This is a genomic window from Nonomuraea sp. NEAU-A123, from assembly GCF_018603905.1.
Lineage (GTDB): Bacteria > Actinomycetota > Actinomycetes > Streptosporangiales > Streptosporangiaceae > Nonomuraea.
Window position 1 is genome coordinate 349,254 of record NZ_JAHFZZ010000009.1, and the last position, 25,239, is coordinate 374,492.

Annotated in this window: 19 protein-coding genes; 13 read left to right on the forward strand and 6 right to left on the reverse strand. The window is 70.7% G+C overall.

The window, feature by feature from the left end; all coding sequences use genetic code 11:
- Positions 1-89: 89 nt before the first annotated feature.
- Positions 90-497: a nitroreductase family deazaflavin-dependent oxidoreductase gene (locus KLK06_RS29410; RefSeq protein WP_214638871.1), complete on the forward strand. Its 408-nt coding sequence runs from the start codon at positions 90-92 to the stop codon at positions 495-497.
- A gap of 80 nt (positions 498-577) precedes the next feature.
- On the forward strand, positions 578-1,048 hold the full coding sequence (locus tag KLK06_RS29415) for an OsmC family protein (RefSeq protein ID WP_214638872.1): 471 nt from the start codon (positions 578-580) through the stop codon (positions 1,046-1,048).
- Positions 1,049-1,190: 142 nt separating this feature from the next.
- Here KLK06_RS29415 and KLK06_RS29420 read toward each other — a convergent pair whose 3' ends face one another.
- Positions 1,191-2,669, reverse strand: coding sequence for an Nramp family divalent metal transporter (locus tag KLK06_RS29420; protein ID WP_214638873.1), 1,479 nt, complete (start codon positions 2,667-2,669; stop codon positions 1,191-1,193).
- Positions 2,670-2,771: 102 nt separating this feature from the next.
- On the opposite strand from KLK06_RS29420, the gene KLK06_RS29425 reads away from it, so the two are divergent.
- Both KLK06_RS29425 and KLK06_RS29430 read left to right on the forward strand, forming a co-directional pair.
- Positions 2,772-3,140, forward strand: a complete 369-nt coding sequence (locus KLK06_RS29425; RefSeq protein ID WP_214638874.1) for a PH domain-containing protein — start codon at positions 2,772-2,774, stop codon at positions 3,138-3,140.
- Between the two features lie 79 nt (positions 3,141-3,219).
- Positions 3,220-4,521, forward strand: a complete 1,302-nt coding sequence (locus tag KLK06_RS29430) for a hypothetical protein (RefSeq protein ID WP_214638875.1) — start codon at positions 3,220-3,222, stop codon at positions 4,519-4,521.
- Positions 4,522-4,531: 10 nt separating this feature from the next.
- Here the strand turns inward: KLK06_RS29430 and glgA are convergent, their stop codons facing one another.
- Positions 4,532-5,710 (reverse strand): glycogen synthase, encoded by a 1,179-nt coding sequence (glgA, locus tag KLK06_RS29435; RefSeq protein ID WP_214638876.1) that lies wholly within the window; start codon positions 5,708-5,710, stop codon positions 4,532-4,534.
- A gap of 95 nt (positions 5,711-5,805) precedes the next feature.
- On the opposite strand from glgA, the gene glgC reads away from it, so the two are divergent.
- Positions 5,806-7,041 (forward strand): glucose-1-phosphate adenylyltransferase, encoded by a 1,236-nt coding sequence (glgC, locus tag KLK06_RS29440; RefSeq protein ID WP_214638877.1) that lies wholly within the window; start codon positions 5,806-5,808, stop codon positions 7,039-7,041.
- A gap of 3 nt (positions 7,042-7,044) precedes the next feature.
- Here glgC and KLK06_RS29445 read toward each other — a convergent pair whose 3' ends face one another.
- Positions 7,045-7,602, reverse strand: coding sequence for a TetR/AcrR family transcriptional regulator (locus KLK06_RS29445; RefSeq protein ID WP_214638878.1), 558 nt, complete (start codon positions 7,600-7,602; stop codon positions 7,045-7,047).
- Positions 7,603-7,688: 86 nt separating this feature from the next.
- On the opposite strand from KLK06_RS29445, the gene KLK06_RS29450 reads away from it, so the two are divergent.
- The 3 genes from KLK06_RS29450 to KLK06_RS29460 are packed head-to-tail and all read left to right on the forward strand — an operon-like array spanning position 7,689 to position 10,373.
- Positions 7,689-8,870 carry a S9 family peptidase gene (locus KLK06_RS29450; protein WP_214638879.1) on the forward strand — a complete coding sequence of 394 codons (1,182 nt, stop codon included), beginning with the start codon at positions 7,689-7,691 and terminating at the stop codon, positions 8,868-8,870.
- Positions 8,867-9,478 carry a VC0807 family protein gene (locus tag KLK06_RS29455; RefSeq protein ID WP_214638880.1) on the forward strand — a complete coding sequence of 204 codons (612 nt, stop codon included), beginning with the start codon at positions 8,867-8,869 and terminating at the stop codon, positions 9,476-9,478. Before KLK06_RS29450 ends, KLK06_RS29455 begins: the two co-directional genes overlap by 4 nt.
- 46 nt (positions 9,479-9,524) lie before the next feature.
- A complete protein-coding gene (locus tag KLK06_RS29460) occupies positions 9,525-10,373 on the forward strand; it encodes a hypothetical protein (RefSeq protein ID WP_250906173.1) in 849 nt (282 codons plus the stop codon).
- Here KLK06_RS29460 and KLK06_RS61715 read toward each other — a convergent pair.
- Positions 10,360-12,291: a DUF5107 domain-containing protein gene (locus KLK06_RS61715; protein WP_214638881.1), complete on the reverse strand. Its 1,932-nt coding sequence runs from the start codon at positions 12,289-12,291 to the stop codon at positions 10,360-10,362. The two genes, KLK06_RS29460 and KLK06_RS61715, sit on opposite strands and share 14 nt — an antisense overlap.
- Before the next feature lie 97 nt (positions 12,292-12,388).
- On the opposite strand from KLK06_RS61715, the gene KLK06_RS29470 reads away from it, so the two are divergent.
- Together KLK06_RS29470 and KLK06_RS29475 are read left to right on the forward strand one after the other, a co-directional pair.
- On the forward strand, positions 12,389-13,174 hold the full coding sequence (locus tag KLK06_RS29470; RefSeq protein WP_214638882.1) for a DeoR/GlpR family DNA-binding transcription regulator: 786 nt from the start codon (positions 12,389-12,391) through the stop codon (positions 13,172-13,174).
- A 130-nt stretch (positions 13,175-13,304) separates the two neighbouring features.
- Positions 13,305-14,204: a hypothetical protein gene (locus KLK06_RS29475; RefSeq protein ID WP_214638883.1), complete on the forward strand. Its 900-nt coding sequence runs from the start codon at positions 13,305-13,307 to the stop codon at positions 14,202-14,204.
- On the opposite strand, the gene KLK06_RS29480 is transcribed toward KLK06_RS29475, so the two are convergent.
- The gene (locus KLK06_RS29480; RefSeq protein WP_214638884.1) at positions 14,190-15,896 is read right to left on the reverse strand and encodes an SMI1/KNR4 family protein; all 1,707 of its coding nucleotides are present in this window, start codon (positions 15,894-15,896) and stop codon (positions 14,190-14,192) included. The genes KLK06_RS29475 and KLK06_RS29480 overlap by 15 nt on opposite strands.
- A gap of 119 nt (positions 15,897-16,015) precedes the next feature.
- Between KLK06_RS29480 and KLK06_RS29485 the strand changes: the two genes are divergently transcribed.
- The 3 genes from KLK06_RS29485 to KLK06_RS29495 all read left to right on the forward strand — a co-directional run bounded on the left by KLK06_RS29485 (position 16,016) and on the right by KLK06_RS29495 (position 19,653).
- Positions 16,016-16,702 carry a hypothetical protein gene (locus KLK06_RS29485; protein ID WP_214638885.1) on the forward strand — a complete coding sequence of 229 codons (687 nt, stop codon included), beginning with the start codon at positions 16,016-16,018 and terminating at the stop codon, positions 16,700-16,702.
- A gap of 82 nt (positions 16,703-16,784) precedes the next feature.
- Positions 16,785-18,401: an FAD-dependent oxidoreductase gene (locus KLK06_RS29490; RefSeq protein ID WP_214638886.1), complete on the forward strand. Its 1,617-nt coding sequence runs from the start codon at positions 16,785-16,787 to the stop codon at positions 18,399-18,401.
- A 28-nt stretch (positions 18,402-18,429) separates the two neighbouring features.
- Positions 18,430-19,653, forward strand: coding sequence for a cytochrome P450 (locus KLK06_RS29495; RefSeq protein ID WP_308168502.1), 1,224 nt, complete (start codon positions 18,430-18,432; stop codon positions 19,651-19,653).
- Here KLK06_RS29495 and KLK06_RS61725 read toward each other — a convergent pair whose 3' ends face one another.
- Entirely contained in the window at positions 19,654-25,236 is a 5,583-nt protein-coding gene (locus tag KLK06_RS61725) for a type I polyketide synthase (protein WP_214638888.1), read from the reverse strand.
- Between the last annotated feature and the right edge of the window lie 3 nt (positions 25,237-25,239).

A 25,239-nucleotide genomic window follows, 5' to 3' on the forward strand; every position in this document is an offset into this window, starting at 1 on the left:
AGAAAGGCAGTGTGTCAGGCGTGTCAACATCTCGTACAGACCCCGCCCGGTAACGGTGAGGTTACGCCGACGTGGGGTAGACGGCAGGCATGCTCTACGGCAAGGAACATGTCCAGCGCTATCAGGAGACCGACGGCGCCGAGGGACACGACTGGAACAACACGACGACCCTTCTTCTGACCACCAAGGGTCGCAAGTCCGGTAAGTCGTACACGACGCCGCTGATCTACCAGCGGCACGGACGCGACTACATCGTCGTCGCCTCCAAGGGCGGCGATCCGGACCACCCCGAGTGGTACAAGAATCTACAGGCCGATCCCGAGGTCGAGGTGCAGGTGAAGGCCGACAAGTTCAGGGCTCGCGCCCGTACGGCCACGGACGAGGAACGGCCCGAACTATGGCGGTTGATGGCCGCCACCTGGCCCGACTACGACAACTACCAGCAGAAGACCGATCGGAAGATCCCGATCGTCGTCCTCGAACGCATCACCACCTGACCGCTGAGACCGCCCCGTCCTCCTACGGCGAGGCGGGGCGGGTGGGCCGCCGGAAAGGGGCGTGATCGATGATGGATCGCATGAGTCGCGAACACCACTACAGCGTCACCGTCACCTGGACCGGCAACCGCGGCGAGGGCACCTCCGGCTACCGCTCCTTCGGCCGCGACCACGAGGTCTCGGCCGAAGGCAAGCCCGCCCTGCACGGCTCGGCCGACCCGGCCTTCCGGGGCGACCCCGCGCGCTGGAACCCGGAGGAGCTGCTGGTGGCGTCGCTGTCGCAGTGCCACATGCTGTGGTATCTCCACCTGTGCTCGCTCAACGGCATCGTCGTGACCTCCTACGTCGACGAGCCGACGGGCACCATGGTCGTGGACTCCAGCGGCGGCGGCCGCTTCTCCGAGGTCACCCTGCACCCCACGGTCATGATCACCACGCGGAGCCTGCACGACAAGGCCATGGAACTGCACGCCGAGGCGAACAAGCTGTGCTTCATCGCCAACTCGACCAACTTCCCCATCCACCACGAGCCGGTGATCCTCGACGCCTGAGCCCACACGGAAGCCACGGTCAACGAGACGCGCGTAACGGCGGCAAGCCGGTGAGGCGGAGGAGCGTGTCCCTGGAGGGCCGGCCACCCGGGTCGGCGGGTGGGGCCGGCCCATGCCGGCCGTAAAAGAAATCCGAAAAAACCTAGAACGTCACCAACGGATCCCCGACGAAGTCGGCGATGAAGTTGATGAAGAAGAAGCCGAAGAACAGGAAGTTCAAGATCAGGATCACGTAGTGCCACGGCCGGGGACGGGCGGGCCGGGGCAGCCTGCTGTTCAGGTAGATCAGCAGGAACGGGTAGATCAGCGCGCCCAGGTTCGACATGTTGGCCGACCACTCCACCAGCCCGACCGGCAGCGAGAGGTGGATGATGACCGAGATGATCACCAGCAATACGATCATGAACGGGTAGTAGAAGCGGCGCGGGTCGCCCTCGATCAGCCCGCGCAGCCGGGGGCTGGTGGCGTGCGCCGCGTCCGTGGTCACCCTGACCATGGCCTCGAAGATGCCTAACTGGGTGGAGAAGAGGATCAGCACCCCCAGCACCAGCGCCACATAGAACAGCGCCGGACCGTACTCGTCGCCGAGCACCCCGGCCACGAACGTCGGCACGTTCGCCCGCGTGGGCTTCTGGCCCGACATGGTGACCGCCTGCGACATGAGCAGCGTCGGCAGCAGCATGCCGAGGATGGCGCCGACGAAGAACACGCCCCACATGTCGGTGAGCAGCAGCCGGTACCACCTGCGCCACAGCCCGCGGTTGCGGTCGTCGTCGGGGAAGGTGACGCCGCTGGCCAGGATCTCGCTGCGCTCGCCGCGCATGCCCGAGAGGAATCCGGCGCGATAGCCCATGCCGTAGCCCTTGTCCCGGTAGTGGCCCATCACGTACCAGTTCAGGCCGGAGGCCAGGGCGGTGAACCCGGCCAGGCCGCCGAGCTGGGTCGCCGTGATGCCCGCGGGCGGGGCGGCCGGGGTGACGAAGCCGCGGATGCCCTCCCACCACTGGCTCCACGGCACGATGAGCAGGTCCACGGCCAGCAGGGCGAGGAGGATGGCGCTGACCATCATCCAGTTCGCCAGCTCCAGCACGCGGCTGATCCGCTTGGCGAGCGCGGTGATCAGGAAGACCAGCACCAGCAGCGCGATGGCCCACAGCCGCGGCTCCTCGGCGTCCGCGGGCGCGACGGTGCCGTGGACGAGCGCGTAGACGCCCTGTCCCGCCGAGGCGGCCCACCCGCCCGCGATGAAGGCAAAAATCACTACGAGTACGGATAACGGGACCCAGAGCTTCCAGCCCGGCGGTACCCGGCCCCAGCCGACCACAGGGGTCTCGCCGGTGGCGACGACGTAGCGGGAGCACTCGACGTTGTAGAACGTCTGGAGGAGGGCGGAGACCAGAATCACCCAGCCGACGCCGACGAAACCGTACTGCCCCACGTTCAGCGGCCCGAGCAGCCACTCGCCGCTGCCTATGGAGATGCCGAGGGCGATCAGGCTGGGCCCGATCGCGTACTTGACCAGCTCTTTCGGGCCGATCTTGGAGACCTTGAACACCTCTTCCGGGGTGGGCAGGTCTGTGACGGTGAGATCTGGGCGGCTTACTCCGAGTGGATGCGACATGTCAGGGCCTCCTGCCGTTCAGGGTGATCCAGAACCCCACCGGCTACAAGACCCAATCCACGCATCCGGAACGCTTTCGTAGGCCCAGGTCGTTGCCCAGGCATGGCTGACATCCCCTATGACAGAAAAGAACAGCTCAAGCAGATCGAGAGCGGGCTGATGCCGGGCGAACAGATCATCGCGGTGTACGACGCCATCGGCGCGGGGACGGGATTCCTGGGGCTGACCGATCGGCGAGTCATCGTCCAGGACAAGTCGTTCGTAGGCAAGCGCGTCGCGATCACCAGCATCCCCTACAGCAAGATCTCGGCGGTGAGCGTGGTGAGCAACAAGTCGTTCGCCGGCGGGTTCTTCTCCTCGGGCGCGATCGCCATCCACGTCGGGACGCACACGTACGAAGTCGACTTCCGCGGCGACAACAAGGCGCATCACGTACACAACGTGATCCTGCATCACATATCGCGAACCTGACCGTTGCCGTAAGAGGCGCGGCGGCCCGGACTGACCTATCCTGCGGAGATCACGGGGTCACGCGAAGGGGGCGGGCTGGGTGAGCCGAGTCGCACGTGCCTGTACGGCGAGCCTGGCCGTGCTGGCGGTCGCCGCCTGCACCGCCACCCCACCGGCTCCGACCTTGGTGCCCGGCACGGGCGCCGCCACCACCTCACGTCCCGGCACAGCCTCCCCGACCCCGGGCACGTCGCTGTCGCCGGTGCCGGTGATCGGCGGCGGCCTGCCCGCGCTCCCCGCCAAGCCCGCCGGCTGCGCCCAGCCGCCGGCCGGCACCGACGACATCCGCGCCGTGCAGGCCGAGCCCGGCTGGCGCGCCCTGCCCACCGACGAGTCGGCCGCCGGGGAGTACGGCAGCCTCCACGATCTCGCCGTCGGCCGGGACGGCGCCGTCTGGGCCACCCACCTCACCCAGCGCCTGGCGGCCGAGTCTGTGGAGACGACCTTCGCGGGCCTGCGGCGGTGGGACGGCACGCGGTGGACGTCGTACTCGCTGCCGGGCGTCCAGGTCACCGCGCTCAGCGCGACGTCCGCGACCAACGCCTGGGTGTTCGGCCTGGCGGACGGCAGGTCCGGGCTCGTCGGCGCGTTCCAGCACGACACGTGGGCGGCGCTGCGGCTCACCGGGCGGCTCGGCGACACCTTCGGCGCGGGCGGCACGGCGGCGCGCGGCGCGTGGGCGGTCAGCGGCCGCTCGGCGCTGTGGTGGAACGGCTCCACCTGGCAGCACTACGATCTGCCGGCCCCCGCCGGTGCGGTGGGCGGTGGCAGCGGGAGCGGCGGCGGCTCGGGCAACGGTGGCGGTGACAAACGCGGCGGCGACGTGTGGACGGTCAGCGGGCCGCTGATCGACCAGGGGCCGGCCGCCCACTGGAACGGCGCGGCCTGGCAGCAGGTCGGCGTGCCCGCGCTCGGCCTGCCGCCCAGGTCGGAGTCCCCGCGCGTCCGGCTCAGCGACGTCGTGGTGCTCGGGCCGGCCGACGTGTGGGTGGTCGGCGGGGTGTCGTGGCTGGTGCCCGATGAGTTCACCAAGAACAACGAGCCGTTGGAGCGCTCCCGCCCGGTCGCCCTGCACTGGGACGGCGGCACGTGGCAGTGCCGGTGGGGGGCGCCCGGTTCCACGTTCACCCAGGCCGAGCCGGACGGCCGGGACGGCATGTGGGTGCTCGACTCGACCGGGTCGCGGATCCTGCACTTCGCCGGCGGACGCTGGACGTCGCAGACCCTCGACGGCACGATCGACGCCCTCGCCCAGCGCCCCGGCACGACCCAGGTCTACGCGGCCGGCTCCTCCCATCCCGAGAAAGGCCTGGCCCGCGCCATGCTCTGGCGCACCCGCTGACCCCGCTCTCTCAGGTGCGCAGCGAGGTGTAGAGGTCCATGGTGCGTTGGGCGATGCGTCCCCAGGAGAAGTGCTCGACGGCCCTGGCCCGCCCGGCCACCCCCATCCGCGCGGCCCGCTCCGGATCCGCCAGCAGTTCGTTGACGCGCTCGGCGAAGTCGGCGGCGAACCGCCCGGGATCGTGCGGCGTCCCGTCGGCCCCCTGGTCGATCGGTGCCAGCAGCCCCGTCTCCCCGTCGGCCACCACCTCGGGAATGCCGCCGGTCGCCGTCGCCACCACGACCGTCTCGCAGGCCATCGCCTCCAGGTTCACGATCCCCATCGGCTCGTACACCGACGGGCACACGAACACCGACGCGTGCGTGAGCAACTGGATCACCTCGGGCTTGGGCAGCATCTCGGAGATCCAGATCACCCTGTCGCGCTCCCGGCCGAGGTCGCGCACCAGGCCCGTCACCTCGGCCTCGATCTCCGGCGTGTCGGGCGCGCCCGCGCAGAGCACGATCTGCGCGCCGGCGTCGAAGGACCGCGCCGCGTGCAGGAGGTGGACCAGCCCCTTCTGCCGGGTGATGCGCCCGACGAAGATGACGTACGGCCTGGCCGGGTCCACGCCGTGCTTCTTGAGGACGTCGTCGCCCCGGTCCGGGGCGTATTCGGCGGTGTCGATGCCGTTGTGGATGACGCTCACCCGGTCGTGCGGGATCTCGGGATAGGCGGCGAGTACGTCGCGCCGCATCCCCTCCGAGACCGCGATGACCGCGTCGGCGCCGGCCAGGGCGGTCCGTTCGGCCCAGGAGGAGATGGTGTAGCCGCCGCCCAGTTGCTCGGCCTTCCACGGCCGCAGTGGTTCGAGGCTGTGGGTGGTGATGACGTGCGGGACTCCGTGCAGCATCTTCGCGACATGCCCGGCAAAGTTGGCATACCAGGTATGGGAGTGAACCACCCCGGCGCCCTCGCACGCGGCGGCCATCTCCAGGTCCACCCCGAGCACCTGCAGGGCCGCGTTGGCCTCCTGGAGCCCGGCGGGCACCCGGTAGGCGGAGACGCCCGGCTCGTCCCGTGCGGCCCCGAAGCACCGCACCCGGACGTCGGCCAGCCGCCGCAGCTCTCTGGCCAGATATTCCATGTGCACCCCGGCACCGCCGTACACCTCTGGCGGATACTCCCGGGTGAGCAGATCAACGCGCATGAGACGACCTTACGATCCCCGGACGATTCAGGCACGTGCGGTGTTCGATGGGCGATTCGTCGATAGATCGCCATTTTGAGGGTAGCGTCACGGATATGAGGTCCCGGAGGGTTCTTGCGGTCGTACTGGCAGGTGGAGAGGGAAAGAGGCTCATGCCGCTCACAGCGGATAGAGCCAAACCGGCGGTGCCGTTCGGCGGCATGTATCGGCTCATCGATTTCGTGCTGTCGAACCTGGCCAACGGCGGATACCTGCAGATCGTCGTACTGACCCAGTACAAGAATCACAGTCTCGACCGCCACATCTCGCGCACCTGGCGGCTGACGGCGATGCTCGGCAACTACGTGACACCGGTCCCCGCGCAGCAGCGGCTGGGCCCGCGATGGTTCTCCGGCTCGGCCGACGCGCTGTTCCAGAACCTGAACCTGATCTACGACGAGATGCCCGAGCACGTGATCGTGTTCGGGGCCGACCACATCTACCGCATGGACCCACGGCAGATGGTCGAGCAGCACGAGGACTCCGGTGCGGACGTGACGGTGGCGGCGATCCGGCAGCCGCTGTCGCTGGCCGACCAGTTCGGCGTCATCGAGACCGATCCTCAGGGGCGGCGGATCGTCGCGTTCCGGGAGAAGCCCAAGGACGCGGTGGGGCTCGCCGACTCCCCCGACGAGGTGTTCGCCTCGATGGGCAACTACGTGTTCAAGACCCAGGCGATGATCGACGCGCTGCGGGAGGACGCCCTCGACCCCACGAGCAAGCACGACCTGGGCGGAAATATCATCCCGATGCTCGTCAAGTCCGGCGGGGCGGACGTGTACGACTTCGCGAACAACGTGGTGCCGGGTTCGAGCGAGCGCGACCGGGGCTACTGGCGCGACGTGGGTACGCTCGACGCCTACTACGAGGCGCACATGGACCTCATCTCGGCGCACCCGATCTTCAACCTCTACAACGACAAGTGGCCGATCCATACCGGGCACGACCCGCTGCCGCCGGCCAAGTTCGTGCACAACGACGGCGACCGGGTGGGCCGGGCGCTCGACTCGCTCGTGTCACCCGGCGTGATCGTCTCCGGCGGCACGGCGAACCGGTCGGTCCTGTCGCCCAGGGTCGTGCTGCACTCGCACTCGCTGGTCGAGGACTCCGTGCTGATGGAGAACGTCAAGGTCGGCCGGGGCGCGATCGTGCGCAAGGCGATCATCGACAAGAACGTGGTGATCCCCGACGGCGCGCGGATCGGCTTCGACCTGGACTATGACCGCACCCGGTTCGCGCTGACCAGGGGCGGCATCGTGGTCATCGGCAAGAACGAGATCGTCGACCGCTGACCCTCACCGGGGCAGGCTGAGCAACCGGTCGACCAGCGTCCTGGCGTGGTCGGCGCCGACCGGCCGGTTGAAGAAGATCGCATGATAGTAGAGCGGCGCGATCACCACCTCCATCAGCTCCAGCAGGGTCGGCGGGCTCTCGCCGCGCGCCGCCGCCCGCTCCAGCATGCCCTGGAGCCGCACGGCCCGGTCCATCATGTACAGCTGGTTGTCATCCTGGACCCGGGTGCCGACCTGGGCGGCCCTGACGTAAAGAGGCCCCAGCGGCCCCGCCACATCCGCCGCGACCTGGACGGCGTAGGCCTCCAGGTCGCCGCGCAGCGTGCCCGTGTCGGGCACCGGTGAACCCCGTGAAAGCTGCTCGGTCACCACGTCGTCGATGAGCGCGCCGAGCGTGCGCCAACGCCGGTAGAGGGTCGCCTGGTGCACCCCGGAACGCTCCGCCACCTGGGCGAGGCTCAGGCTGCCCCAGTCCTCCTTGCTCAGCAGGTCGAGGACGGCTTCATGCACCGCCGTGCGGACTCTCGCGCTGCGGCCCCCCGGTCTGCGTGCAGGTTCCATGCCACCTACCTTAACGCGAACTCTCTTGCGTTAGCACTCTCGCCCTGTTACTTTGAAGCGAAATTATTCGCATTAAGGAGCTGGGCATGCGCCCGATCATCTTCGAGAAGGACCCCACGTTCTGGTTCGAGACGCTGCGCTCCTTCGGCCACATCGCGTACGGCGGCGCCGACTTCGGCGAGGTCCTCGTGACCGCGCAGCGGATCACCGAGAGCGACTACGACAGCTGGCACGACGAGTGGCTGGTCACGGCGGACCGCGTGGCGGCCGAGGCCGAGCGGAGCCTGGCAGCGGGGCATGAGGTCAGCGCCCGCGATGGCTTTCTTCGCGCGTCCAACTACTACCGCTCGGCGGAGTTCTTCCTGCACGGCGACCCTTCGGACCCGCGCGTCGACTCGGCCTACGACCGCCAGGTGGCCTGCTTCCGCACGTTCGCCGGAATGTCGGGCATCGAGCCCGTCGAGATCCCGTACGAGGGCACCACGCTGCCCGGCTACCTCTACCGGGGCACCGGCGGCGCGACCGTGATCATGCACAACGGCTTCGACGGCAGCGCCGAGGAGATGCACTTCTACGCGGCCGCCGCCCTGGTCGAACGCGGATACAACGTGCTGACCTTCGACGGCCCCGGGCAGCCGGGCGCCATCCGCAAGGGACTGCCGTTCCGGCCCGACTGGGAGCATGTCGTGGGCCCGGTGCTCGACTTCGCGCTCGCCCTGCCGTTCGTGGACCCGTCACGGGTGGCGCTGCTCGGCGCCAGCATGGGCGGGCTGCTCGCACCCCGCGCCGCCGCCTTCGACCCCAGGATCAAGGCGGTCATCGCCTTGGACGGCGTCTACGACATGGGCGCGATCGTCGCCGAGATTTTCGGCGGCGACCGGGAGGCCGCCAGGCAGGCACTCGCCGACCCTCAGGCCGACGAGCACCTGCGCATCTTGATGACCCAGAACCCCACCATCCGCTGGGCGATCACCCACGGCACCTGGGTCACCGGCGCGTCCTCCCCGCGTGGCTACTCGGCCGCGATGCTCGACTACCACCTGCGTGACGGCATCGCCGAACGGATCACCTGCCCCACACTGGTCTGCGCCGCACCGGACGACTTCGCCTTCCAGGGCCAGCCCGAGGCCCTCTACAAGCACCTGACCTGCGACAAGACGCTCATCGAGTTCACCGAGACCGAGGGCGCCGACGCGCACTGCCAGTCCGGCGCCCAGCGCCTGGCCCTGGCCCGCATCTCCGACTGGCTGGAAAGGACCTTCGCATGAACCGCTCCGTGCTGAAAGTGGCGCTCTGGGACGTACTCCCCACCGTCGCCGCCTACTACCTGCTGCGCGCGCTGAACGTGGGCGAGTACGCCGCCCTCCTCTCGGCCACGGCCGTCGGCGTCCTGCGCACCGCCTATGTCGGCGTCAGGGAACGCCGCCTGGACGGATACGCGGCGTTCATGTGCCTGATCTTCGGCCTCGGCCTCCTCCTGTCCTTCGTCACCGGGGACGAGCGCCTCCTGCTGGCGGTCAAGTCGATCACCACGGCCGTCATCGCCGCCGTCCTCGTCGCCACCTGCGTGGCGGGCCGCCCCGCCGGCTACCCCCTCGCCAAACGCTTCGGCGCCGAGGACGCCGCCACCGCCGCCCGCTGGGACGCCCTCTACCTGGCCGAGCCCGCGTTCCGCCGCATCTACTACGTCATGACCCTGACCTGGGCGGCGGCCTTCCTCGCCGAGTCGGTGATCCGAATCCCGCTCGTCTATCTGCTGCCGGTGGACGTGATGGCCGGCTTATCGACGGCCTTGCTGCTCGGCACCCTCGCGCTCATCGCGGTCTGGAGCGCCTGGTACGGCAAGCGCGGCGAGGCGGCCTTGTCCGCGAGTTGACCAAAAACCGATCACGGAATGCGCATGATCGATATCGTTCCGTGACATGCCATCCCCTGCGCATGACACACTCAATGCGCTCTTCCGCAGCCGTCCGGCATTCGCCGTCGAGATCCTCCGGGATGTCTTCGACGTCGACCTGCCCACGGACGTTCTGATAGAGGTCGCCGGAGGCGACTTCAACGACCGCCCCTCCCTGGACTTCCAGGCCGACACGGTGATCACCGTGGGGCCGCGCCAGGACCCGATCTTCGGGGTGATCGTCGAGATCCAGCAAGACATCAAGGAACACAAACGCACGGCCTGGGCCCGTTATGCGGCGGCGCTTTGGTTGCAGCTGAAGTGTCCGGTCGTGGTGCTGGCCCTCTGCCCTAATGCCCGCGTCGCAACGTGGGCGACGGAGCCGATCGTCACCAGCCTGCCCGGCTTCGTCCTCCAGCCCAGCGTCTTCGGCCCGGACCGGATCCCCGTGATCACCGATCACGTCCAGGCAGCAGACTGTCTCGAACTCGCCGCCATGTCCGTCATGATGCATGGCCACCAAAGAGTCGTGACGGAGGCCTTCATGACGGCCGTGGGCAAGCTCGCCGATGGTCACGCTTCGCAGTATTATGAATACGGATACCGACTAGCTTCACTCCCCGCCCGGCGCATTATGGAGGAGATCATGTCGTCTGCCGCATGGCCGGTATACAGCCCCTTCGCCAAAGAGCACTTCGGCAAAGGCGAACTCACCGCCCTGATCAGGGTGCTCGAAGCGCGCGGCATCAGCGTCCCCCAAGACGCTCACGACCGCATCGCCCAATGCACCGACCGCGACCAAATAGAAGAGTGGATCGACCGAGCAGCCACCGCGACAACCCTCGGCGAAGTCTTCCCCCCTAATACTGCTTGACGCTGTAGTCATACCGGCAAGGCAACGGATGCTCCGCCCTGACCCGCGCCCGCCCCGTCGGATTCAGCCGCTCGTGGTAATCCCACCAGAGCTCGTCCAAAGTGTCCTCCCCCTCCCGTAGATCGTCCACCACCAGCCCCGTCTCCAGCACCCGTCCGGCCCGTCCGACATCTCCCGCGTCCAGGGCCGCGCGGCATTCCAGCAGGCGGATCCGGCCGTGCCAGCGGTCCTTGGAGCCCAGTTTGTCGATCAGGACGAGGGCGGCGTCCGGGCGGCCGGCGGCGAGGAGGGCGGCGAGGGTCTCGATGGTGAGGGGGCGCAGCCGGGGCGACAGTGCATGGGCCCGCTCGTACAGGTCCGCGGCCCGCGAGGGGTCGAGCACGGCCAGGTTGCGCAGCGCCCACGCGTTCTCGGCGCAGGCCAGGGAACGTTCCCAGGCGGCCCGCGCCCCGGCGTGGTCGCCGTCGTGGTAGAGGTTCACGCCCAGGTGGAGCAGGGTGAACCAGGTGCCGCCCGACTCCGCGACCGACTTCTCCAGCAGCGCGCGCCATTCGGGGCCGACGGTGTAGGAGGAGGGGGGCAGGGCGGGGGCGGGTGTGGGGATCGAACCCTTGCGCACGAGCGCGAGCCACGACTGCTGGTCGCGGCCGATCGTCCAGTCGGCGAAGGGCGTGCCCGGCAGGTTGAGCACCCGGCTGCGCCGCTTGGCCAGGGCCCGGCGCTCCAGCGCGCCCCAGCCGCTGCCCACGTGCAGGACCTCCACGGGCACGGCCGAAGCCAGCTGTACGGCCTGCTCGTGCGCCGCCTGGAGCCGGTCGCGGGAGATCAGCCGGTCCACGGCCCGGCTCACGTGGCCGAGCGCTTCGGGCCAGGGGCCGTGGACGCGCGCGGGGTCGCCCTGGAGCAGGCCGTACGCCTCGGTCCAGGCGAGGGAGGAGCGGGCGGGCAGCCGTACGTGCTCCAACTGGGTGCGGGTGAGTCCGGCCTGGATCTCCAGGTACGGCCGGTCGGGGCCGGACAGCCAGTCCTGCCAGTTGCGGCCCGCCGCGCCGGTGCCCCAGCGGAAGTGCTTGCGGCCGCGCAGCAGGTCGGTGGAGACCTGCGCGAGCCCGCCGCCGTCCTGGTCGAGGGCGGCGATCCAGCGGCGTGCGGCGTGCGGCAGCTCGTAGAAGAAGTCGGCGGCCTGTTCGTTGCGGGCCGGGTAGGACTGGTCGGCCTCGCGCCAGCGCGGCACCGGCACTCGCCGCAGCATCCCGTCGTAGGAGAAGTGGTACGCCTGACGGGCGGGCGCCAGCACCCGGCTGCCCGGCGTCTGCGGCACCGCCGCGTTCGACCACCAGTAGACCGGGGCATCGACCGCCGAAGGGTTATAAATCCGGACGTGTACCAGGAGCACCGGCGAGTCGGGCGGCAGGCATACGTCGAGCTGGTAGACCAGCCGCCGCATCCGTTCCCACTCGTACATCCGCAGCACCGGCACCCCGTCGGGCCTGTCCACCCGGACGGCGTGGACGGGCGCGCAGGCCAGGGCGGTGTGCCCGAACGTGCCAAGGTTCCACTCCACTCCCCCGGCGAACCACGCGTTACGCAGCCCGAGGTTGGCCAGTTGCAGGTGGGGTGGCTTGTGCAGGAGCTCGCGGCCGGTCGGCAGGTGCACCAGCGAGCGCAGCCGCCCACCGAACTCCAGCAGGAACTCCGCGCGCAGCAGCGAGTTCTCCAGCACCGCCGTCTTCAGCTCCCGCTCCTCGCGCTCGCGGCCGTAGCCGTCCTGGAAGGTGTACGGCAGGAGCGAGTCGGCGTGCCCATAAGCCAACTGGGCCGCCATCTCGGCGTCGGCCGCGGCCGTCTTCAGCCCACCGCGGGGATCGGGCAGCGTGCGCAGCGGCGGCAGCGGGTTCTCCGGGCCTAGCGGGGACACGGGGAGCACAACCGAGGATGTCCGTAGCATTTGGCGAGTATTTTCCCATAAAACCGTCCTATAAGAGCTTCCGTCGGGTTTCGGGCATGATTGAACAGTGAACCGGTACGAACGCTGGAACTTGCTGTTAGAGCTCGTCGCCGAGGCCGGCCGACTCGACGTGTCGGAGACGGCGCGGAAGCTCGGCGTGTCCTCCGCCACGATCAGGCGCGACTTCGACGAGCTCGCCGACCAGCAGTTGCTGAGCAGGACGAGGGGCGGCGTCATCGCGCACAGCGTCTCGTACGACCTGCCGCAGCGCTACAAGGTCGCCCAGCACGCGCCGGACAACCAGCGCATCGCCTCGGCCGCGGCGGCCCTGGTGCCGGTGGGGGCCACGATCGGGCTCAACGGCGGCACCACCACGACGGAGGTGGCCAGGGTGCTGGCCAACCGCCCCGACCCGCCCTCCGGCCGCCGCGGCCCGGCGTTCACCCTGGTGACCAACGCCCTGAACATCGCCCACGAGTTGGCCGTGCGGCCGCATCTGCACGTGGTCACCACGGGCGGCTCCGCCCGCGCCGAGTCGTACGAGCTGGTGGGCCCGGTGGCGACGGGCATGCTGGCGGACGTCGCGCTCGACGTGGCGGTGCTCGGTGTCGACGCGCTCGACGTGAAGCACGGCGCCAGCGCCCACGGGGAGGGCGAGGCGGCCGTCAACCGGCTCATGGCCGCGAAGGCCCGCCAGGTGATCGTGGTGGCCGACAGCTCGAAGCTGGGCCGCCGGGCGTTCGCCCTGGTCTGCCCGCTGAAGCAGATCAACATCCTGGTGACGGACTCCGCCGCCCCGGCCGAGCTGACCGCCGGGTTCGAGGACGTCGGCATCCGGGTCATCCGGGTCTGAGACGGACGCGACGCCGTCCCCCGCCGAGATCTGATCGTTTCCCGCATCCCCGCGGACTCTCACCGCTAGGCTTCCCGCTCTGTGCTTGACGCCAAGAAACGGGATAAGTCAGGGGATAGGGGGAATCCGGATGTTGATCGCGCTCGGCGTGATCGTCGCGCTGATCGTCGGGGTCGTTCTGTGGTGGAAGTTCCGCGACCCGCTCAGAGGTGAGGACTTCTACAAGTTCCACGTGGAGCGCAGGTGGGCCTGGGAACTCGTGCTCACCGAGGAGCAGGAGCGGGCCTTCATGACCGGGCTCGAGGCGTATGACGACGAGAGCACCGTCTTCCCGCATCGGGAGGCCGGGGCGCTGCACGTCTACCACCCGTCGATGATGGTCTCGCTGTTCCTGCTCACCGAGCAGTTCGCCGCGATGGGCCCGGGGGCGCTCGCGGACCCGGCGGGCGCCGTACGAGAGCTGATCGGCCGCGCCGGGGAGGCGGAGATCGCGGGCGTGCTGCACCTCGACGACGACTGGATCGAGGAGCCGGTCGACGGCATGGACAAGTACGACTTCACCCGCGAGATGGGGATGGCCACGCACGCGCAGGGCGTCGACGGCGGCGTCGGCGGCTATGGGGACGAGGATTCCGGCTACGGCATGCTCACCGTGCTGACCGAGGTGCCGGAGCATGTGCGGCGCATGTACGACGACGCGCACAGCCACGCCGCGCCCAGTGAGATCCGCAACCGCCTCGACGTCTACAAGGCGGTGATCGAGGAGCCGGAGCCCGAGTTCGTCGCGGGGCTCGAGCGCGCCGACGCCGAGCAGAGCCGGTTCACCAACACGCTGATGTACGACTACGGCCGAGTGCTCGCCGAGTATCAGCAGATTCGCCCGCAACTGCCGCATGCCCAGCCCGTGGACGTCATGTCCGCCGCCCTGGCGCGGATGCTCGCCGAGCAGCGGCCCGGCATCACCTGGACCCGGCCCCCGTCGCAGCAGCAGCACGAGCGCGCCCTACGGTTGATCTCAACCCGAGGCTGAGCTTCGGCCCCGGCGTCGCGGGAACCTGCCGGTGAAGACCCGCATGTTCCCTGCCCCGCCGGCCAGGTCGGCCGCCCATCTGACCGCCGTCTTCAGTGACGGTTCAGGGGCGTGATAGGCCCGGTCGGCCGACCACCACCAGGCCTTCTCCCGGCGCGGCTCGCCGGCCAGCCCGGCCGCCGCCAGCCCCGCCGGGTGACCGGCCCGCTTCCAGAGCTCCGCCCACTGCCCCCGGCGCAGGCACAGGTAGAGCAGGCCCTTCAGCTCACTGACCACGCCGAGATCGCGTACGGCGGCGCGGGACAGATCCAGCGCGTACACCCGCGGGCAGGACAGCAGCGGCGTCAGGTCCACGGGCCGCTCGGTGCGCAGCGTCAGCGACCGCAGCGCGGCGTGGCCCTCCAGCGGCGCGAGGTCGATCCCGTCCATGGCCAGGTCGAGCAGCTCGACCGGAGTGTCACATAGCGGCGTCAGGTCGGCGCCCGGGCAGTTGTCCACCGTCACCTTCCACAGCACCGGCGCGCCGCGCACGGCCCCGAAGTCGACCCAGGGGGCGTTGACCACCGACAGGCGCCGGATCCGCGGGTGCCAGCCCCGGATGGAGGCCGCGTCGGGACCGGCGACCGTCAGTGAGTGGGATTCCTCGTAGGCGTGCCGGTTCGGCTGCTCCATGTCGCCGAGGTCGATCCACAGCTCGCCGTGCTCGGCCGAGTAGGCGCCGGCCTCCAGGGCGGCGACGTGCCGCCGCAGCAGGCTGGTCACCGAGTCGGCGACGTAGACCGGGCCTTCGTCGTGGTGCAGGCCCATGCGGATGACCTGACCCGGCCGCCCCGCCGGGCCGGGCGCCATGTCCACCGCCAGGAAGTCGCCTCCGGTGCTGGTGGCGAACGGGATCCAGCACGGGTGGTCCGACGCCCGCCGCATCGCCAGCGGGGGACCCACCTCAGTGATGAGCGGCTGGAACAGATGATGGCGCCAGCTCCGCCCGGCGGCCCACCAGCGGTTCTCCGGACGGCTCTGGCTTTCCAGCTGTTCGAGGCCGAACCACGGGTGCCGGTCCAGGAGGCCCTCACCGCCGTCGCCGTCGACCAGCTCGTAGAGGGCGCGCAGGTCGTCGGGCAGCGTCACGCCGTACCGGACCCGGAGCTGAGCCTCGAGCCAGGCGCGGCGCGCTTCGGGGATCGCGGGCGGTGGCGCGTACTTGTCCCCGCTCGGACCGCCCAGGACCCGGTCGCGCTCGCGTAAGTACGCGCCGAGCAGCGCGACGGCCTCCTTCGGGTCGCCCGCCGGCCGGCGATCCGGCCGGCCCTGCTGGAACTCCGCGGGCTCGACCGGCCGCACCTTCCGATCAAGCACGTAGAGGAAGCCGCGCTCTTCGTGATCCATGCGGTCCAGCGACTCGCTGATCACCGCCTCGAACCGCCCTTTGGCCTCGACCGTCACCTCGATGGTGAGGTGATCGCCCGTCGCCCCGGTCAGGGCATAGATGGCACACAACTCCGGATGCAGGTCGATATCGCTCGCACCGGCTCCGCTCGGCTCGAATCTCAAGCCGCGGTGGCCGGACCCGTCCGAGCCTGTCGCGAACCCCCGCAGCTCGGCCCGCCGCCACGCCGCGGGCGCCCCGGCCGCGATCTTCCCTGCCATGGTACGGAGCACATCGGCGATCTCGGCGTCACGATCATCGGTCACACGACATACCTAATCATCGGAAACACCCCCCTCTGCCACATGGCGCTTGATGATTACCGAGCGTATCCAGTGGACACGTAGCGTCATACAAGATGTCGTACCATCGGAAGAAGGGCCCCATGCAAGGCGTTCCCGAACCGCCGGCGAAGGCGTTGCGGACGCCGCGCGCCGCGGGCGCGGCGGGGATCCTCTCCGCCCTGCCGCTGGGCGGTGCCATGATCCTGGTGCGCAAGGCGGTGCCGGCCCAGCCGCTCGACGCGGCCGCCTATCTCGCCGACACCGCCAGTCACAACGCCCTGCGGGTGGCGCTGATCCTCCTGCCGTTCGGCGGGATCTTCTTCCTGTGGTTCATGGGCGCCATACGGGACTCCATCGGAGCGCGGGAAGACCGGTTCTTCGCCACGGTCTTCTTCGGCGCCGGGCTGCTCTTCGTGGCGATGCTCTTCGTCTTCGGCGCGACGGCGAGCGCCTATCTGGCCATGATCGACACGATGCGGGCCACGCCCCAGCCCACGGCCTTCTGGCCCTACGGGCGGCACCTCACGCTGTCGCTGCTCACCGAGTACGCGCCGCGCATGGCCGCCGTGTTCACCCTGACGACCACGACCATCGGCACCCGCCTCGGCCTCCTTCCCCGCTGGCTGTCCTGGCTCGGCTATCTCGTCGGGCTGGTGCTCCTCCTGGTCGTCAGCAGGGTCGCCTGGTCGGAGCTCGCGTTCCCGGTCTGGGTCCTGATCGTCGGCTGCTACCTGATCGTCGCCCACGGCCGGTTCCGGATGATCTCCGGCAAGATGCCCACCTCATGACCCTCGGCCACGAGGAGCTGGGTAGGGCCTTTCAGGTCGGCCCGGCGGCAGATGACCGCCCAGCTCGACGGGGAGTGTTGCTGTGAGAGTTGTCGTTGATCTCACGCGCTGTCAGGGGTACGGGCAGTGCGTCTTCCTGGCGCCGGACGTGTTCACGATGCCCGGCCAGGAAGCGCTCATGTACGACACCGGCCCGGACGACGACCAGCGCGAGCACGTACTGCGGGCGGCCGCGGCCTGCCCGGTCCAGGCCATTCACGTCGGCCGGATGACCACCCAGCACCGAACCTTGCGGCCCGAGATGGCCCCGGCCGCGACGGGTGGAGACGAGGAGTTCAAGCGCAACGGCCGCATCGTCATCGTCGGCGCCTCCCTGGCCGGCGCCCGGGCCGCCGGGGTGCTGCGGAGAGACGGCTTCACGGGCTCGCTGACGCTGATCGGGGACGAGCCGTACCAGCCGTACGACCGGCCGCCGCTGTCCAAGCAGGTGCTGTCCGGCAAGGTGCCCGCCGAACGCACCCTGCTCCCCCACCTTCGCGAACCGGACGTCGAATGGCTGCCGGGCACCACGGCGACCGGGCTGGACCTCTCCGCCCAGCAGGTGCGGCTCGCCGACGGCCGGGAGATCGGCTTCGACAAGGTGCTGATCGCCACCGGCGCACGTGCCAGGCCGTGGCCGACGGAGCCGGAGGCGGCGCTCGACGGCGTGTACGTCCTGCGCACGTTGGACGAGGCCCAGCGGATGCGGCAGCGGCTGGCCGCCGGGGTCAACCGGGTGCTGATCATCGGGGCGGGATTCACCGGGTCGGAGGTGGCGTCGGTCTGCCGCGAGCTCGGCCTGCCGGTGACCGTCGTCGACCACGGGCCCGTTCCGCTGGGCGGCGCGCTGGGCAGGGTGATCGGCGCGGTCGCGGCGGACATGCAGCGCGCGGCCGGCGTGGACCTGCGCTGCGGGCTCACCGTCGCCTCGCTCGAAGGAGACGCGGACGGGCGGCTGATCGGGGCACGGCTGTCCGACGGCAGCACCGTCGAGGCCGACATGGCGGTGGTCGCGCTCGGCGCGATCCGCAACGTGGAATGGCTGCGAGGCTCGGGGCTGGCGGCCGGCGTGTGGGGGGTGGCCACCGACGCGGGCTGCCGCGCCTTCGACATCAACGGCCTGGTCACCGACAACGTGTTCGCCGCCGGTGACGTGGCGCGGTTCCCGCATCCGGTCTACCACTACCAGTTCGTCGCGCTGGAGCACTGGGGCAACGCCGTCGCCCAGGCCGAGGTCGCCGCGCACAACATGATCAGCGACCAGGCTCATCGCTGGCCGCATCTGTCGCTGCCGGTGTTCTGGTCCAACCAGTTCGGCACCAACATCAAGTCGGTCGGCGTACCGAGCTTCGCCGACGAGCTCGTGATCGCGCAGGGCTCGGTGGCCGAGCGCCGGTTCGTCGCCGTCTACGGCTACCGGGGCCGGATCACCGCGGCGGTCACCTTCGACCAGGCGATGTGGCTGGACTTCTACCGGCGCCTGATCGAAGAGGCCGCGCCGTTCCCGCCGGACTTCCGCACGGTCGACCGGCGCGACGGGATACGGCCCGTGCCGGCCGAGGTCCCGCAGCGGATCAAGCCCGCCGAAGGAGCGACCGTGGTCGTGACCGGTCATGATCCGGCCGAACGCCGCGTCACGCTCGTACGCCCCCAACGGTAAGACCATCTCGGAAAAGGGAGGCAACCTCGTGGAGCCGGCCAGCATCTACGCGCAGATTCACCAGTTCGCCAACCGGGCCGACCCGTACTCGTTGTACGCCGAGCTGCGCAAGACACCCGTGGCGCGGCAGGAGGACGGCAGCTACGTCGTCAGCACGTACGAGGAGATCGTCGCGCTGCTGCACGATCCGCGGGTCAGCTCGGACCCCCGCAATCTCGCTGATCCGCCCCCTTACGAGGGGCTGCCGCCTTCCTTCATCTCCACCGATCCGCCCGAGCATGACCGGCTCCGGCGGCTGGCCATGCGTCATTTCGGGCCGCCCCATGCGCCGCGCAAGGTCGAGAGCCTGCGCGGGGAGCTGCTGGAGATCGTCACGGGTCTGATCGACGGCATCGCGGACCGGACGCGGGCCGACATCGTCGACGACGTCGCCTACCCGTTCCCGGTCACGGTGATCTGCCGGCTGCTCGGCGTGCCGCTGGAGGACGAGCCACGCTTCCACAAGTGGGCGGACGAGGTCGTGGAGACCCTCGGCCCCGGCGAGGGCGACATGGCGGAGCGGGTCAAGAGGCGCCAGGCCGCCGTACTCGCGCTGGGACAGTATCTGGGCGAGCTCGCCGAGGCCCACCGCAAGAACCCGGGCGATGACCTCCTGTCCGGACTGGTCGCCGATGAGGGTCCCGACGGATCGATGTCGCACCTCGAGGTGATCTCGACCGCCTCGCTGCTGCTGATCGCCGGGCACGAGACCACGGTCAACCTCATCACCAACGGCATGCTCACCCTGCTGCGTAACCCGTGGCTGATCGAACGGCTCCGCCAGGAGCCGGACCTGGTCGTCCACACCGTCGAGGAACTGCTGCGCTACGAGCCGCCGGTGCACTTCCTGTCCCGGCGCGTCGCCCTCGACGACATCACCATCGCGGGTGTCACCATCCCCCAGGGCTCACCGATCGTCCTCGCCCTGGCTTCGGGCAGCCGCGACCCCGCGCACCTACGGGATCCCGACCGCTTCGATCCCGACCGCCCCTACATCCAGCACCTCGGTTTCGGGGGCGGCGTCCACCACTGCTTCGGCGCTCCGCTGGCCCGCCTCGAGGCCCAGATCGCGCTCCGCGAGCTCACGCACCGGCTGGTGAACCCGCGCCTGGTCACCGACCCGCCGCCCTACCGTCCCAGCTCCACCCTGAGAGGTCCGCGTCACCTCGTCATCGAGTACGACCGGGTGCTCCCGTACAAGCCGGTCACGTGACTACAGGGACTCGAGCCAGGTTTCGATGGTGTGGGCCATGGACGGCGCCTGATCCTCCAGCATCGTGAAGTGATCGCCCTTCACCTCCTGGGCGATGTGCTTCGTGTGCCAGGAGGCACGCCACTCCCCGGAGGGGGAGGGCGCCAGGGGCGTGTCCGGATGGAGGAACAGGATGGGTGCCGTCACCTCTCCCAGCTCGCATTCGCGGAACAGCTTGTAGTAGCGGCCCATCGCCGAGAGCCGCGCGTTGGTGAAGGGCCCGAAGGAGTCTTCTCGGTCGAACATGCCCTCGACCATCTGCGCCCCGAGGTCGTCGACCACCTGGCTGTCCGCCAGGAAGGTGTCGAGCAGGATCAGCCCGGCCGGGTGGACGCCCAGCTCCTCCAGGTATCCGGCCGCGGCGTGCGCGAAGATCCCGCCGGCGCAGTAGCCGAGGAGCGCGAACGGTCTCCCGTCGGCCGCGTCGCGAACGCTCCGCGCCCAGGTGCGTACGGCGGCTTCGGCCGTACCGGGCAGGCTCTCCTCGGGCGCGAAGCCGAGGACGGGCAGGGCGAAGAGGTCGCGCAGCCCCTGGAAGTTCGCCGCGAGCCGCGCGAACTGGGCGGCTCCCCCCAGCGCCATGGGCGTGCTGAAGCAGAACAGGGCGGGTTCGCCGGGACCGGTCGCCAGCTTGAGCGCCGACGGGATGCCGGCGAGTTCGTCCGGCGCATCGAAGGACGGCCGCAGCTCGGCCACCGCCCGCAGCACGGCCAGGCCCTCGTGCGTCTTGCCCGCGCGGGCCGCCTCCCCGAACAGCGCGCTGAGACCGTCTCCCGAGTGCGAATCGCCGGTCCGCGTGCCGCCCAGCTCGTCCGACAGGTGCCGGGCCAGGGCGGAGGGGCTGGGGTGGTCGAAGACCACGGTGGCCGGCATGCGCAGCCCGGTGGCGCCGGCGAGGCTGTTACGCAGTTCGACCGAGGTCAGTGAGTCGAATCCGGCTTCGAGGAAGTTCTGGTCGGTGTCGATCGAGTCGGCACCGGCGTGACCGAGCACCTTCGCGGTGTGCGCCCGCACCAGCTCGCGCAGCCGGTCGACGCGCTCGTCCGCCGCCAGTGCGGCCAGTTCCGCCGCCAGTGACGGCTCGTGGGCGTCCTGACCGGCGGCTTCGCCGTCGGCGTCCAGGATCGCCTGTACGTCGGGCAGCGCGCGGAGCAGCGGCCGCGGCCTGGCGAGGGTGAACACGGAGGCGAACCGGCTCCAGTCGATGTCGGCCACCACGCGGTGGGGTTCGTCGTGGTCCACGACCTTCTCCAGCGAGGCCACCGCCGCGTCGGGCTCCATGACGCGTACGCCGAGCCGGCGCAGTCGCGCGCCGACCGACTCGTCCACCATCCCGCCGCCGCCCCAGGCGCCCCAGGCGACCGAGGTGGCCGGGAGCCCGCGGGCCCGGCGCGAGTGGGCCAGCGCGTCCAGGAACGCGTTGGCTCCCGCGTAGGCGGCCTGTCCCGCCTGGCCCCACACCGCGGAGCCGGAGGAGAACAGGACGAATCGCTCCACCGGATGACCGATCGACAGCTCGTCGAGGAGCGCCGCTCCCGCGATCTTGCCCTCGGCCGTCTCGGCGAACTCCGTGATCGTGCTGTCGGCGAGCAGCGTGTCGTCGCGTACGACCCCGGCCGCGTGCACGATCGCGGTCAGCGGTTGCCCCTCGGGCAGCGCGTCGAGCACGCGGCGCAGCCCTTCGCGGTCGGCGACGTCACAGGCGGCGACGGTGACCTTGGCGCCGAGCGCCGTCAGCTCGGCTTCCAGCTCGGCGACGCCCTCGACGGCCCGGCCCCGGCGGCTGATCAGCGCGAGGTGTTCGGCGCCGCGGGCGGCCAGCCAGCGGGCGACGTGCGCGCCGACGCCGCCGGTGCCGCCGGTGACGAGCACCGTGCCGTGCGGTCGCCAGGGGGTCTCGGGCGTCGCGTCGCCCAGTGGCGCCCGCTCCATCCGCCGGGCGAAGACGCCCGCCGCCCGTACCGCCAATTGATCCTCGCTGTCCCGCCCGGACAGCGCGCCGCACAGGCGGGCGACGGTACGTTCGTCCGGTTCGGCGGGTACGTCGATCAGGCCGCCCCAGGTGTCGGGGTGGTCCAGGGCCAGGACGGTGCCGATGCCCCACACCACCGCCTGGGAGGGGGACCGGACTTCGGCCGCCTGCTCCACGGCCACCGCGCCCGAGGTGAGCGCCCATAGCGGCGCGGAGATCTCCGCGTCGCCGAGCGCCTGCACCAGCGTGACGGTCATGACCGAGCCGCGGGAGAGGACGGGGTGGGCCGGGTGGGCGCGGTCGTCGAGCGCCAGCAGGGAGAGCACGCCGGTCAGCGGCTCCTCGGGGAGCGCGTCGCGTAGGGTACGCGCGAGCGCGGCCCGGTCCTGGTCCCCCACCTGGATCGGCACCACGTGGGCGCCCGCCTTGGCCAGCCCGTTGACGACCGAAGCCGCCTGCGCGTCGGCGCCGTAGATCTCCGGCAGGGCGACGAGCCATGATGTCCCGGTCAGCGTCGCGTCGGCCGCCTCCCGTACCGGCCGCCAGGCCACCCGGTAGCGCCAGGAGTCCAGCGTCGCCGCCTGCCGCCGCTGCCGGCGCCACGCCGACAACGCCGGCAGCACCGCGGCCAGGGCGGCCGGGTCCACCTCGGCGAACCGTGGCACGTCCCCCCGGTCCACCGCCGCCCAGAAGTCGGCTTCGTCGGAATCGGCGCTCGGGGTGACGGCGCTCGCGGGCTCCAGCCAGTAGCGTTCGCGCTGGAAGGCGTAGGTCGGCAGGTCCACCCGGCGGGCGCCGGGGTAGACGGCGGACCAGTCCACGTCGACGCCGCGGACGTGCAGCTCGGCGAGCGAGGTGAGCATGCGGGCCTGGCCGCCGTCCTCGCGACGGAGTGTGCCGCTGACCACGGCGTCGCGGCCGAGGGCGTCGAGGGTCTCCTGGATGCCCATGGTGAGCACCGGGTGCGGGCTGGTCTCGACGAAGACCGCGTGGCCCTGGGCGACGAGCGCGTGAACGGCCGCGTCGAACCGCACGGTCTGCCGCAGGTTGGCGTGCCAGTACGCGGCGTCGAGCCCGGCGGTGTCGATCCAGTCGCCGGTCACCGTCGAGATCATCGGCACTTCGCCCGCGCGGGGCCTGATCGGCCCGAGATCCTGCAGCAGGCGCTCGCGCAGCTCGTCGACCTGGGCCGAGTGTGAGGCGTAGTCGACCGGGATCAGCTTGGCCCGGATGCCTTCGGCGGTGAGCTCCGCGACCAGTTCGCCGAGCGCGCCGGGTGAGCCGGAGACCACGACCGAGCGTGCTCCGTTGACCGCGGCCAGGGAGTAGTCACCCGGTCGCCGGCCGAGGCGCGCGGTCAGCTCTTCGACGGGCAGCCCGACGGACGCCATGCCGCCCCGGCCGGCGAGCACGGCGCCGATGGCCTGGCTGCGCAGGGCGACCACGCGGGCGCCGTCCTCCAGGGACAGGCCGCCCGCCACCGTGGCGGCGGCGATCTCGCCTTGGGAGTGGCCGATCACCGCGTCGGGCCGCACGCCGTACGAACGCCACAGCCCGGCCAGCGCCACCATGACCGCCCACAGCAGCGGCTGGACCACGTCCACCCGCTCCAGCGGGGGCGTGCCGGGCGCGCCGCGGAGCACCTGGGCCGGGGACCAGTCCACGAACGGGGTGAGAGCGCGCTCGCAGGCGGCGAAGTGCTCGGCGAAGACCGGCGACTCGTCGAGCAGGTCGGTGGCCATGCCCGCCCACTGCGAGCCCTGGCCCGGGAAGACGAACACCGTCTTGCCCGGCACTCCGGCCACGCCGCCGACCGCGCCGGGAACCTGTTCGCCCGCGGCCAGACCACGCACGGCCGCCAGCAGCTCGGCACGGTCCCGGCCGACGACCACGGCGCGATGCCGATACGCCGTACGCGTCGTGGCCAGCGAGAACCCGACGTCGGCGACGGGCTGACCGGGGTGACGCGCCACATGCGCGCCGAGCCGATCGAGCTGAGCGCGCAGAGCGGCCGCACTCTTGGCCGACACCACCCACGCGACCGCGGCCGGCGCTACGAACCCGGCCGTCGCCGCGTCGTCCGCCGACGACGTGAGTCGTGTCGGGGCGCCGTCATTCGCTGGCGACGTGAGCCGGCTAGCGATGCCGTCCGCCGACGACGCGGTCCCGGTCGGGGCGGCATCGTCCGCCGGGGCCTGCTCCAGGATCACGTGCGCGTTCGTGCCGCTGACGCCGAACGCGGACACGCCGGCCCGGCGGGGGCCGCCGCTGTCCGGCCAGTCGACGGCTTCGGTCAGGAGCCGGACGTTCCCCGCGGACCAGTCCACGTGGGACGACGGCGCGGACACGTGCAGCGTCTTGGGCAGGAGGCCCGCCCGCATGGCCAGCACCGCCTTGATCACACCGGCGACACCGGCGGCGGACTGGGTGTGGCCGATGTTGGACTTGATCGACCCCAGCCACAGCGGCCGATCGGCGGGGCGGTCGGCGCCATAGGTGGCCAGCAACGCCTGCGCCTCGATGGGGTCGCCCAGGGTGGTGCCGGTGCCGTGCGCCTCGACGAAGTCCACGTCGGCCGCCGCGAGCCCGGCGTCGGCCAGCGCGCGGCGGATGACCCGCTGCTGGGACACCCCGTTCGGGGCGGACAGGCCGTTGCTGGCGCCGTCCTGGTTGATCGCGGACCCGCGCACGACCGCGAGGACCGGATGACCGTTGCGGCGGGCGTCGGACAGCCGCTCCAGCAGCAGCAGGCCGGCGCCCTCGCCCCATCCGGTGCCGTCGGCGTCATCGGAGAAGGCCTTGCACCGCCCGTCGGGCGCCAGGCCGCGCTGGCGGCTGAACTCCACGAAGATGTCGGGGGTGGGCATGACGGTCACCCCGCCGGCGAGCGCGAGCGTGCTCTCCCCGCCGCGCAGTGACTCGCACGCCCAGTGCAGCGCCACCAGCGACGACGAGCACGCCGTGTCGATGGTGGCCGCGGGGCCCTTGAGCCCGAACACGTAGGAGATCCGGCCCGAGATCACCGCGGTGGAGTTGCCCGTCAGCAGGTGGCCCTCCGCGCCTTCCGCGGGTACGCCCAGGCTGCCTCCGTACCCGTCGGCGAAGGCGCCGACGAACACGCCCACCTGGCTGTCCTTCAGCGACCGCGGGTCGATGCCGCCCCGCTCGAACGCCTCCAGCGCCACCTCCAGCATCAGGCGCTGCTGAGGGTCGGCGGCCAGCGCCTCTCGGGGCGAGATGCCGAAGAATCCGGCGTCGAAGGCGGCGGCGTCGTGCAGGAACCCGCCCTCGCGGGTGTAGGTGGTGCCCGGACGGGTCAGATCCGGGTCGTACAGCGCGGAAAGGTCCCAACCCCGGTCGTCGGGGAACAGCGACACACCGTCGCGGCCGTCCGCCACGAGCTGCCAGAGGTCCTCGGGATCATTGACGTCCCCGGGGAACCGGCAGCTCATGGCGACCACCGCGATCGGCTCGTGTTCGCGGGCCTCGGCCTCGCGGAGCCGTTCCCTCGTCTGCTGGAGATCGGCGGTCACCCGCCTGAGGTAGTCGAGGAGCTTCTGCTCGTCCGCCACGTC

Coding starts and splice junctions, on each gene's coding strand:
- KLK06_RS29455 (WP_214638880.1), top strand. CDS start 8,867: ATGAACCGCTCCGTGCTGAAAGTGGCGCTCTGGGACGTACTCCCCACC.
- KLK06_RS29410 (WP_214638871.1), top strand. CDS start 90: ATGCTCTACGGCAAGGAACATGTCCAGCGCTATCAGGAGACCGACGGC.
- KLK06_RS29475 (WP_214638883.1), top strand. CDS start 13,305: ATGTTGATCGCGCTCGGCGTGATCGTCGCGCTGATCGTCGGGGTCGTT.
- KLK06_RS29485 (WP_214638885.1), top strand. CDS start 16,016: ATGCAAGGCGTTCCCGAACCGCCGGCGAAGGCGTTGCGGACGCCGCGC.
- KLK06_RS29445 (WP_214638878.1), bottom strand. CDS start 7,602: ATGGAACCTGCACGCAGACCGGGGGGCCGCAGCGCGAGAGTCCGCACG.
- KLK06_RS29415 (WP_214638872.1), top strand. CDS start 578: ATGAGTCGCGAACACCACTACAGCGTCACCGTCACCTGGACCGGCAAC.
- KLK06_RS29425 (WP_214638874.1), top strand. CDS start 2,772: ATGGCTGACATCCCCTATGACAGAAAAGAACAGCTCAAGCAGATCGAG.
- KLK06_RS29460 (WP_250906173.1), top strand. CDS start 9,525: ATGCCATCCCCTGCGCATGACACACTCAATGCGCTCTTCCGCAGCCGT.
- glgC (WP_214638877.1), top strand. CDS start 5,806: ATGAGGTCCCGGAGGGTTCTTGCGGTCGTACTGGCAGGTGGAGAGGGA.
- KLK06_RS29450 (WP_214638879.1), top strand. CDS start 7,689: ATGCGCCCGATCATCTTCGAGAAGGACCCCACGTTCTGGTTCGAGACG.
- KLK06_RS29420 (WP_214638873.1), bottom strand. CDS start 2,669: ATGTCGCATCCACTCGGAGTAAGCCGCCCAGATCTCACCGTCACAGAC.
- glgA (WP_214638876.1), bottom strand. CDS start 5,710: ATGCGCGTTGATCTGCTCACCCGGGAGTATCCGCCAGAGGTGTACGGC.